Raw genomic sequence first — 11,294 nt, 5'->3', positions numbered from 1 at the left:
CTTTCAGGAGCGTTCAGCATCAGAAATTTTATGGATGGATACGATAGCGATCTGGTTTATTTTAATTGTCCGAGAGAATTTGTAAAAAACGATGAAGCCTGGAAATACAAACATATGCATATCGTTTTAAGCACATCAGACGAAGATATCTGTAAAGACAAAAATGTGGAAATGGCAGAAATTTTAGCCTCAAAAGGAATTGATTTCTGGTACGATGAAAAGAAATGGATCAACCACGACTGGCCGCTTTGGAGAATGACTTTCCCAACATATATCGGCGCATTTTTTTAAAATTAAAAAAAACTCAAATAATAATATTAAATCATTAAAAAAAATTATGGCAAAAAAAGTAGGAATCTTATTCGGTATGGAAGATACATTTCCGTGGGCATTTATTGATAAAGTAAATGAACTCGGAGGCGGAGAAGTTATAGCTGAAGCAGTAAACATCGATAAACTGGAGCAAGGCGCAGATTATGGCTATGCTGTAATTATCGACAGAATTTCTCAGGATGTTCCTTTCTATAGAGCTTATCTGAAAAACGCAGCTTTGAACGGAACTTATGTAATCAACAATCCTTTCTGGTGGAGTGCAGATGAAAAATTCTTCAACAATGCTTTAATGACAAAGCTCAAAATTCCTTTACCTAAAACAGTTTTGCTTCCTTCACACGAAAGACCAGAAAACACCTCTGAAACATCATTCCGTAACTTAAAATTTCCACACGACTGGGATTATATTTTTGATTATGTAGGATTTCCGGCTTATATGAAACCTCACGACGGAGGCGGCTGGAAAAGTGTTTACAGAGTAGAAAACCCACAGGATCTTTGGAACAAATTAGGCGAAACAGAACAGTTGGTAATGATGGTTCAGGAAGAAATTGTTTTCCAGGATTACTACAGAGTGTATTGTTTGGGACAAAAATATGTTCACATCATGCCCTACGAACCAAGGAATGCGCCTCATCTGAGATATGAAACAACACATCAGACGGAAGGTGAAGATTTAAAAAAATTGTTAAAAACAATTCACGATTACACCATCAAAATGAATCAGGCTTTAGGATATGATTTCAATACCGTAGAATTTGCCGTAAGAGACGGAATTCCTTATGCGATTGATTTTTGTAATCCCGCTCCCGATGCAGACAAAAATTCTGTAGGAGAAGAAAATTTTGCCTGGATTGTAGAACATTCCGCAAAACTGGCTATTGAAAAAGCCAAAGAATACGTTCCCGGAAAACCTAATATTTCATGGGGGACTTTCGTAAAAAATTCAGTTAAATAAATATTAAAAAAACACAGAAAAAAAATGCATCAATTTACAATAGGAATCGAAGAAGAATATCAGATCATCGATGTTGAAAGCCGCGATTTAATTTCTCATGTTTCAAAAATCATTGAAGGCGGAAAAGCTGTTTTAAGTGAAAATTTAAAACACGAAATGCACGAATCAATGATTGAAATGGAAACCGGAATCTGCCAGAATATCCAGGAAGCAAAAGCCGAACTTACCAATTTGAGAAGACATCTTATTAATACCGCTCATGAACAGGGACTTCGTGTTTCCGGTGGCGGAACCCATCCTTTTTCAAACTGGGAGCATAATACAATCACAAACGGCGAACGTTATAACAAAATTGTAGACGACATGGGCGATGTTGCGCGTGGAAATCTCATTTTCGGGCTGCACGTTCACATCGGGATTCCCAATCGTGAAGAAGGGGTAAGAATCCAGAATGTGATGCGATATTTTCTTCCGCATGTGYATGCTTTGTCTACCAACTCCCCTTTCTGGATCGGCAGAAGCACAGGTTTTAAGTCTTACAGGCAGGAAATTTTCGTAAAATTCCCAAGAACAGGTATTCCGAGCTATTTTAATTCTTTGGCAGAATTTGATAGCTATGTTGACCTTTTGGTAAAAACCGGAACCATTGACAATGCCAAGAAAATCTGGTGGGATTTGAGAGTTCATCCGTTTTATCCGACGATTGAATTCAGAATCTGCGACATGCCTTTAAGAATCGAAGAAACTGTTTGTCTGGCTGCAATTATGCAAAGTTTAGTGGCTAAAATTTATAAGCTTCACCAGCAGAATTTGAGTTTCAGAAGCTACAGAAGATTATTGCTTAATGAAAATAAATGGCGTGCTTCCAAAGACGGAATTCATTCTAAACTGATTGATTTCGGTAAAGAAGAATCAGTGCCTTATCCTGATCTGTTAAAAGAACTTTTAGAGTTTATCGATGATGTTGTAGATGAATTGGGATGCAGAAAAGAAGTAGAATACGCCTGGAAAATTTTGGAAAACGGAACCGGTGCAGACCGACAATTGGCTGTCTTTAAAGAAACCGGCGACCTGAAGAAAGTCGTTGATTATATGATCGCTGAAACCGAATATGGCATTACGCACAGCCAAACTGCTTTATAATAAATTCATAACTTTGCAGAAATTATGTAGTTATGAAAGATGTAAGAATTGCTTTGCTGGATATGAACAACAATCAGACAAATCAGGGATTTAAAAATATTAAAGAAATCTCTGAAAATTTCCAAAAGCAATCGGAAGAAAATATAAGCATTACGAGTTTTGATGTAAGATATAAAAATGAAATTCCGAATATTGAGGATTTTGATATATTTATTTCATCTGGTGGACCGGGAAATCCGCACCGTGAAGGTTTTGAATGGGAACAGAAGTTTGCCGATTTTTTAGATGCAGTGTATGAATATAATAAGCATAATAATGCTAAAAAATATCTTTTCCTGATTTGCCACTCTTTCCAGTTGGCGAGCATTCATTGGGAATTGGGCAATATCTGCGAAAGAAAATCTTATTCTTTCGGAATAATGCCGATCCACAAAACAGAAGAAGGTGAAGAAGAATTTTTATTTAAAAATCTACCCGATCCTTTTTATGCCGTAGATTCCAGAGCGTATCAGTTTATTGAACCTGATGCAGAGCGTTTTGAAGAATTGGGAATGAAAATGGTGGCCCTCGAAAAATCTCGTCCACACATAGATCTGGAGCGTGCAGTTATGGCCGTTCGTTTTTCTGATGAAATTTTCGGAACACAGTTTCATCCCGAAGCCAATCCTGACGGAATGATTGAAAACCTGAAAGACGAGAAAAACAAAGAAGCCATGATCGAAAACTACGGTATGGAAAAATATCTGGAAACCGTTGACAGAATTAATGACGAAGACAAAATAGTTCTTACACAATCTCAGATCCTGCCACGTTTTTTAAACAACGCAAAGAAGAATATTTTGAAACAAAAAACAGCAACAGCCTGATAAAAAATCAAATTAAAAACAATTAAAATCGAGCAAATGATGCTCGATTTTTTAAATCACAAAACGAAAAAAATTATGATCCAAAAATACAGAAAACAGTTTAACAAGGAATTCAGCGGCGAAAAGTACGATCAGATCAAATCAATCTTAAAAGAAAAAAGCGGAATACTGCCTACATTCAGATTGTCTGAAAGCCCGATTTTTTTAACGAACGACTTCAAAGAAAAATTAGTTTCCGCAAGCGAAAGTATTATTGATCAGATTAAAAATCTTCCGGAAGAAACTTTACGAAAATCGATTCCGGAAAACTGCAGAGTTCCCAACGATACAAAACAGCCCCATTTTTTCACAATAGATTTCGGGATCTGCAGAAGTGAAAACGGGAAAATAGAACCTCAACTGATCGAATTACAGGCTTTTCCTTCGTTATACGCTTTCCAGAATGTTTTTGAAGAGACGTTTTGCGAGGTTTATCCGTTTTTAAATCAATTGAGAAATAATATTTCGGAGGAAGATTATCAACAACATTTGTATGAACTGATCGTTGGCAAAGAAAATCCTGAACATGTAATTTTGCTTGAGATTTTCCCCGAAAAACAGAAAACAGCGATTGATTTTGCTTTAACAGAAAAACTTTTAGGCATAAAAACAGTTTGCCTCACAAAAGTAAAAAAGCAGGGAAACCAGCTATTTTATGAGGATAACAGGAAACTTATCAGAATTAAAAGGATTTACAACCGTGTAATTTTTGATGAGCTTGATAAAATTCCTGATCTTAAAACCGAATTTAATTTCCGTGAAGAAATAGATGTTGAATGGGTGACACATCCGAATTGGTTCTTTAAAATTTCTAAATATCTTTTGCCTTTGCTTAAACATGAATTTGTACCAAAAAGCTATTTCCTGAATGAGTTTCCCGAAAATGAAAGTCTTGAAAACTTTGTTTTAAAACCTCTGTTTTCGTTTGCAGGAAGCGGCGTTGATCTCAACCCGACAAAAGAAATTACAGATGCTATTTTAGATAAAGAAAATTATATATTGCAGCGAAAAGTAAATTACGAACCGATTTTTGAAGACATCAACGGAGATTTTTCAAGGGCAGAAATCCGTTTGCTTTATATCTGGAAAGAAAATGAAGAACGACCGGTTTTGTTACAAAACCTTTCACGAATGACCAAAGCCGCGATGGTAAACGTAGATTTTAATAAAAAAGATGCAATCTGGATTGGAAGTTCACATGCGTTTTTTGGGGAATAAAACTGCAAATATTTAAATATAAAGACCTCCGAATTTCGGAGGTCTTTATATCCTTTATGCTTTGTTAATCGCAAAGGCGCAAAATTGTTAAAAAAATAAAATTTTAAGGCGCAAGGAATTTGACAAAGTCAAATTTTAATACTGAAAATTTATAAAAAATTCACAACTCTTGTTACTCCATTTTTGAAAACATCAGATTGGAAATTTAGTAACATTCCTAATTTACAGTTTGTCATTTTTAAATAAGTCAGAAGTTGAGCTTTATGTGTTGGGTTAATATATTCAACAGCTTTTATTTCTAAAATCAGTTTATTTTCTATAATCATATCTAATCTAAAAGCATTTTCAATTTTTAATTCTTCATAGATGATAGATAATGTTTTTTGTTTTTCAACAAAGAGTCCTGATTTTGTTAATTCATAAAACATACATTCTTCATAAACATGTTCAAACAAACCTGCTCCCAGTTTTTTATGAATTTTTAAACCTGTTTCGAAAACAATTTTTGACAATTCGTTTTCTGTCATACATGTTGTGTTTTATTTATTTTAATCATTGATTGCAAACGACACAAAGTTTTACGCTTTTAATCAGCAGGTATTCTGTTATCAACATCGATTTACTATAGCTAATTTTATCTCCGATAAAATCCTTGCGCCTTATATAGCTGAAGTTGTAAAAAAACTTTGCGTCTTTGCGTTTAACCAAAAAAATTTTAAAATTTATCATCCTCAAGCAATTCCCTCGCCTGATATTCCTGAACAAGATCTATCGCATTAGAAATAACGTCACTTAAAGCAGTAATAAAAGTACCTTCTTCAGCCATTCCCATTGCGTGTTTCAGGGCATCAATTTCTTTAGGAATAATCTCATAGCTTACATCTTTTCCGGAAGACTGCATTCCGTCGATAATTAAACCATTAATTTCATCCTCAGTTCTTCCTCGAAGATGTTTTTCGTTTCTGATGATGATGTGATCAAACATTCTTCCGGCAATCTTTCCGCACAATCTGATGTCTTCATCTCTTCGGTCTCCCACCCCGGAAATAATCCCGATTTTTTTGGTAGATTCTACATTTTTAAGGTAATCTTCAATCGCTTCATAACCTGCAGGATTGTGCGCAAAATCGATTAAAACTTTAAAGTTTTTAAAATTAAAAACATTCAGCCTTCCCGGAGTCAACTGCGCACTTGGAATAAATGTACGAAGCGAGTTTGAAATATCCTCAATCTCAAAACCGTAAAGATAACAAGCCAGACTTGCCGCCAAAACGTTATCGATCATAAATTTTGCCTTTCCTTCCATCGTAATCGGAAAGTCTTTTACCTTACCGATCCTGATTTTCCAGTCACCTTTTTTAATCGTTACATAACCTTCTTCATAAACGCATGTTGTGCGGCCTTCTTTTGCGAATTTTTTAATGTATTCATTGTTTTCATCCAGACTGAAAATAGCAACATTGCTCGGTAAATCGTTGATAATTCTCATCGAATATTCGTCTTCGGCATTCAAAACGCTCCATCCGCTTTTCTTTACACTGTCGAGAACTACCCTTTTTACTTTCGTTAAATCTTTCAGACTGTGAATATCATTCATTCCTAAATGATCTTCTTTAATATTGGTTAAAACCCCGATATCACACTGCCCGAAACCTAAACCTGAACGAAGTATTCCGCCTCTTGCTGTTTCAAGAACTGCAAATTCTACGGTTGGGTCTTTCAAAATAAATTCAGCCGAAACAGGACCTGTAGTGTCTCCTTTCGTCAACATCGTATTCTGAATATAAATTCCGTCAGATGTAGTGAAACCTACTCTATATCCGTTACTTTTTACAATATGAGAAATTAATCTTGTTGTCGTTGTTTTCCCGTTAGTTCCCGTCACTGCAATAATCGGAATGGTAAAAGGTTTTCCTTGCGGATAAAGCATATCCACAACAGGAGCGGCAACGTTTCTCGGAAGACCCTCACTCGGAGCCAAATGCATTCTGAAACCGGGCGCTGCATTAACTTCTATAATTGCTCCACCGCTTTCTTTGAGAGGTTGCGTAAGGTTTTCAGCCATAATATCAATTCCGCAGACATCTAAACCGATAATCTTTGAAATTCTTTCTGCCATTGTGATATTTTCAGGATGCACCATATCGGTCACGTCGATAGAAGTTCCACCAGTCGAAAGATTTGCTGTTGATTTCAAATAAACCACTTCTCCTCTTTGAGGAATGGTTTCTAAAGTATACTGAAGTTTTTCAAGCAATTCTAAAGTATCTTTATCAACATTAATTTCAGTTAAAACATTTTCGTGGCCATATCCTCTTCTCGGATCCTGGTTTTCTTTTTCAATTAATTTTTCAAGATTAGATTCACCATCACCTACAACGTGAGCAGGAACTCTTCTTGCTGCAGCAACCATTTTATTGTTGATCACCAAAACTCTGAAATCATATCCTGTAATATATTTTTCAACAATTACTTTTCGGGAATATTTCTGGGCGTGTTCTAAACCTGTGACCGAGGAAACCCAATCGTTTACATTAATTGACGAACCTTTACCGTGATTTCCGTCTAAAGGCTTAATAACAATCGGATAACCTATTTTTTTAATAACATTTTTAAGTTCTTCTTCATTTACAATTAAATCTCCCATCGGAACAGGAATTGCAGCATCATGCAGCATTCTTTTCGTCAGTTCTTTATTGCATGCAATATCAACGGCGATAGAACTTGTATTTCCGGTAATTGTTGCCTGAAATCTTTGCTGATTCACTCCGTAACCCAACTGTACCAAAGAATTGCTGCCTAATCTTATCCACGGAATTTTTCTTGAAACAGCTTCTTCCACAATACTTCCTGTTGAAGGTCCCAATCTTACCCGTTCTCTGATCTCTTTTAATTGCTGAATACAGGCATTGATATCGTATTCTTTATTTTCGATTAAAGCTGTCGCAATTTCGACCGCCTGTTCAGCAGCATAAATTCCTGCATTTTCTTCGATATAATCGAAAACGACGTTATAAACACCGGGAGTTTTTGTCTCGCGGGTTCTTCCAAAACCGGTATCCATTCCCGCAAGAGTCTGAATTTCCAGGGCAATGTGTTCAATTACATGTCYCATCCAGGTTCCTGTTTCTACTCTATGAAAAAAACCGCCTCTCGTTCCTTCAGAACAGCGATGTGTGATAAGCGATGGTATAAGGCGCTCTATCCGTTCCCGGAAACCATCAATCTTATTGGTAGGAAAATTTTCCAATTCTTCGAGATCCAAACGCATTTGTATCAGTACCATAGCGTTATTAAAGATTTATTAAAAAAAATCACTTTCTGCAATCAACTATAAATCAAACTAAATACGTTAAAAATGAGCTTGAATTTCATCAGCAATTTATTATTTTCTAAATTTGCAGGCTATGAAACCTGTTGGAAAATTAATTATTATCGGTGGAGCTGTTAATAAAGGCAGTTTTTCTGAAACCGATTACGATCAGAATGTTGAAAAAAATCTTAACTTTTTTGAAAGAGGAATCTTAAGAAAGATTATTACTGAATCTAAAAACAAAGAAAATTCTGTGATTGAGGTTGTGACTACGGCGTCGCAAATCCCTCAGATTGTTGGTGCCGAATATAAAAAAGCTTTCGAATTTTTGGGAGCTAAAAACGTCAATATTTTAGATATTCATAACCGTGAAGAAGCTAATTCTGATGCGATTGTTGCAAGAGCAAACGCTGCAGATGTTGTGATGTTTACGGGCGGAGATCAGCTAAGACTTACTTCTATTCTGGGCGGAACAAGATTTCACGATGTTATTTTGCTTAAATATATGGAGCAGGATTTTATCTATTCCGGAACTTCTGCAGGAGCAGCGGCAGCTTCTGAAAACATGATCTATCAGGGAAGCAGCTCTGAAGCATTGTTGAAAGGCGAAATTAAAACCACTCAAGGTTTAGGCTTGATCGATAATGTAATTGTTGATACCCATTTCGTACAGAGAGGAAGAATCGGAAGACTTTTCCAGGCGGTGGTAAACAACCCGAGAACTTTAGGAATCGGTTTGGGTGAAGACACCGGACTTTTCATTCATAATGATACAATGACGGCTGTAGGATCAGGTCTTGTAATTATCGTTGACGGAAGATTTATTAAAGACACCAATCTTACCAATATTAATTTAGGTGAGCCTATTTCTATCGATAATCTTACCGTTCACGTTATGTCGATGAACGATCATTATGATTTAACAACAAGAAAACTGACGATAGAAAACTCACAGTTTAACCCGATACCGCAAACGTAAAAAATAATCATTGATAATCGATGAATGATTAATGATTTTGATCTGTTATTAAAATCAAATATTTAGCATCAATTATCATCTATCAATCATCAATTATATTTTATGAAAATTATCATCCACGGAGGTTTTTTCTCTGAAAGCGATCAAAGCAATGAAGTGAAAGTTGCCAAACAAAATTCTTTAAAAAACATTGCAGAAAAAGCATATCAATATTTAGAAACCCATTCTGCAATTGATACGGTTGCTTATGCCGTTTATCTTTTGGAAGATGATGAGCTGTACAATGCAGGAATCGGTTCGCAGATTCAAAGTGATGGAATTATCAGAATGAGCGCTGCTTTGATGGATGGTGAAACCCAGAAAATGAGTGGTGTTATCAATATTCAGGAAGTAAAAAACCCGATTTTTGTAGCAAAAGAACTGATGAAAGAAGATGACCGGGTTTTAGGCGGAAACGGAGCAAAAATTTATGCCAATAACAACGGTTTTGAAAACTTTTCTACAGAAATTCCTCAAAGAAGAAAAGAATACGAAGCAAAACTGAATAACGGCGGAAAAGGCACTGTTGGCTGCGTTGCCATCGACAAAGACGGAAAATTAGCCGTTGCAACTTCTACCGGAGGAAAAGGCTTTGAAATTCCGGGAAGAATTTCAGATTCTGCAACGGTAGCCGGAAATTATGCCAATGAATTTTGCGCAGTAAGCTGCACCGGAGTGGGTGAAGACATTGTAAGCAACGCTACTTCAGCTAAAATTGTAACAAGAGTAACCGACGGAATGAGCCTGAAAGAAGCTTTTGACAAAACTTTTGCTGAGCTAAAAACTATCGATGGTTTTGCAGGAGCTATTGCGATAGATAAAAACGGAAATATCTACCATCAAGATTCTTATCCAACCATGGTTTTTGCAAGTTTTGACGGAAATCAGTTTGAAATCTTTAAATAATTTTAACATATTTTTATTATCCCTGAAAAATTTTTGGCACACATTTTACATAGTTATTAATAACAAAATTTTAATATTATAACATTTAAAAATCAGAAATCATGGGAAATAAGACAACAGGACTATTAGCTTTATTAGGATTAGGTGCTTTAGCATATTGGAAGTACAAAAAATCTACTCCGGAACAGCAGCAAGCTGTAAAAGACAAAATCAACAATGCAAAAGATAATTTGAACAAATGGGGAAATGATTTGAAAGATAAGGCAAATGAAGTGGCTTCCCAGGCTCAAAGCAAATTTGACGATGCAAGATCTAAAGTGGAAGATACAGCTTCTAAGATTTAAAAATTCATTTTAACATTCATATAAAAAAGTCATCATTACGATGACTTTTTTTGTGCTGAAAGGGCATAAACCATAGGTATTTTGTTGCCAAATTTTTCCGTTCTCCATTTTCYTTTTTCAAACTCTTTGATATGTTTAAAGCAAGGATAAGGCGACCAGTCAAACTCCTGAAACTGCTTTATTGCCAAATTTTTATTGATTAAATTCTGCATTACTTCGGATAACGAATGGTTCCACATTACATAATCCTGAACGATTTCGGCAGAAAAATCGGCATAAGTTCCTTCGTAGGTTTCTACAATTGGCTTTTCATTAAAATAATTATACGCAACATCTTTAAAATCATCATCAAACATCCAGACTACAGGATGAAATTCTGCCATGATAAATTTCCCGTCCGGTTTTAAAAAATGATCAATCACACTTGCCCATTTTTCAAGATCCGGAAGCCAGCCAATTGTACCGTAACTCGTAAACACCATATCAAATTTTTCGTTTAAAATATTAGGCAAATCATACACATCAGAGCAGATAAATTCTGTATCGGTATTACATTTTTCAGCTAAATCTTTTGCTGTTTGAATTGCTTTATCTGAAAGATCAATTCCTGTAACTTTTGCTCCCATTCGCGAAAGCGAAATAGAATCCTGCCCAAAATGACATTGCAGGTGCAGAATAGTTTTATCTTTTACGTCTCCTAAAAGCCCAAGTTCTATTGAGTTTAAAGAAGTTCTTCCTTGCAAAAATTCATCAACAAAATAAAAATCAGATTTCAGATGAGGATCTACTTTCGCATTCCATGATTTTCGGTTGATGTCTAAATAATTTTCCATTGAGCTTTTTATTTACTGTAAATATAATTTTTTTTGAAATATGATGGTTTTACGGTTTTCCGTAAAAAATAATGAAGATAGCACTGTAGTTTTGAGCAAAATTAACATGCAAAATATCTTGTTAATAAAAGAAAAAACCAACACTATAAACATCAACCATGAGTAAAAATTCTTCTTTAGGAGCATCAGATCTTTTTTTAGGCGTGCTCGCAATATTATTAATCAGCGTAAGCTTTTACCAGACCTGGATCGGTTTAGAGCAAATTTTCGGCAATGCATCGTTTGTAATCGCACTCGTGCTTTCTAATCGCACTCGTGCTTTC

10 protein-coding genes and 1 pseudogene are annotated in these 11,294 nt (G+C 35.5%); 8 read left to right on the top strand and 3 right to left on the bottom strand.

The features are described 5' to 3' along the window. The 5 genes and pseudogenes from AB4Y90_RS12395 to AB4Y90_RS12375 all read left to right on the top strand — a co-directional run. Positions 1-291 (top strand): annotated as a pseudogene (locus tag AB4Y90_RS12395) (esterase); the annotation flags it as partial. A gap of 46 nt (positions 292-337) precedes the next feature. Continuing rightward, positions 338-1,291 (top strand): ATP-grasp domain-containing protein, encoded by a 954-nt coding sequence (locus AB4Y90_RS12390; RefSeq protein ID WP_441557886.1) that lies wholly within the window; start codon positions 338-340, stop codon positions 1,289-1,291. A 24-nt stretch (positions 1,292-1,315) separates the two neighbouring features. Further along, on the top strand, positions 1,316-2,434 hold the full coding sequence (locus AB4Y90_RS12385; RefSeq protein ID WP_441557885.1) for a carboxylate-amine ligase: 1,119 nt from the start codon (positions 1,316-1,318) through the stop codon (positions 2,432-2,434). A gap of 32 nt (positions 2,435-2,466) precedes the next feature. Further along, on the top strand, positions 2,467-3,300 hold the full coding sequence (locus AB4Y90_RS12380; protein ID WP_441557884.1) for a type 1 glutamine amidotransferase: 834 nt from the start codon (positions 2,467-2,469) through the stop codon (positions 3,298-3,300). Positions 3,301-3,375: 75 nt separating this feature from the next. Further along, entirely contained in the window at positions 3,376-4,557 is a 1,182-nt protein-coding gene (locus AB4Y90_RS12375) for a hypothetical protein (RefSeq protein WP_441557883.1), read from the top strand. 149 nt (positions 4,558-4,706) lie between these two features. Here AB4Y90_RS12375 and AB4Y90_RS12370 read toward each other — a convergent pair whose 3' ends face one another. Together AB4Y90_RS12370 and cphA are read right to left on the bottom strand one after the other, a co-directional pair. After that, the gene (locus AB4Y90_RS12370) at positions 4,707-5,084 is read right to left on the bottom strand and encodes a GxxExxY protein (protein ID WP_441557882.1); all 378 of its coding nucleotides are present in this window, start codon (positions 5,082-5,084) and stop codon (positions 4,707-4,709) included. Between the two features lie 188 nt (positions 5,085-5,272). Beyond that, complete coding sequence (gene cphA, locus AB4Y90_RS12365; protein WP_441557881.1) at positions 5,273-7,843, bottom strand: cyanophycin synthetase; 2,571 nt, start codon at positions 7,841-7,843, stop codon at positions 5,273-5,275. 121 nt (positions 7,844-7,964) lie between these two features. Between cphA and AB4Y90_RS12360 the strand changes: the two genes are divergently transcribed. The 3 genes from AB4Y90_RS12360 to AB4Y90_RS12350 all read left to right on the top strand — a co-directional run bounded on the left by AB4Y90_RS12360 (position 7,965) and on the right by AB4Y90_RS12350 (position 10,138). Then, positions 7,965-8,849 carry a cyanophycinase gene (locus AB4Y90_RS12360; protein WP_441557880.1) on the top strand — a complete coding sequence of 295 codons (885 nt, stop codon included), beginning with the start codon at positions 7,965-7,967 and terminating at the stop codon, positions 8,847-8,849. A 102-nt stretch (positions 8,850-8,951) separates the two neighbouring features. After that, positions 8,952-9,794, top strand: a complete 843-nt coding sequence (locus AB4Y90_RS12355) for an isoaspartyl peptidase/L-asparaginase (RefSeq protein WP_441557879.1) — start codon at positions 8,952-8,954, stop codon at positions 9,792-9,794. 101 nt (positions 9,795-9,895) lie between these two features. Then, the gene (locus AB4Y90_RS12350; RefSeq protein ID WP_441557878.1) at positions 9,896-10,138 is read left to right on the top strand and encodes a YtxH domain-containing protein; all 243 of its coding nucleotides are present in this window, start codon (positions 9,896-9,898) and stop codon (positions 10,136-10,138) included. A 35-nt stretch (positions 10,139-10,173) separates the two neighbouring features. On the opposite strand, the gene AB4Y90_RS12345 is transcribed toward AB4Y90_RS12350, so the two are convergent. After that, on the bottom strand, positions 10,174-10,971 hold the full coding sequence (locus AB4Y90_RS12345) for a class I SAM-dependent methyltransferase (protein WP_441557877.1): 798 nt from the start codon (positions 10,969-10,971) through the stop codon (positions 10,174-10,176). Positions 10,972-11,294: the final 323 nt, after the last annotated feature.

This window comes from Chryseobacterium sp. 2TAF14, from assembly GCF_052115105.1.
Classification (GTDB): Bacteria; Bacteroidota; Bacteroidia; order Flavobacteriales; family Weeksellaceae; genus Chryseobacterium.
This window is presented reverse-complemented; position numbering and strand designations above follow the sequence as displayed.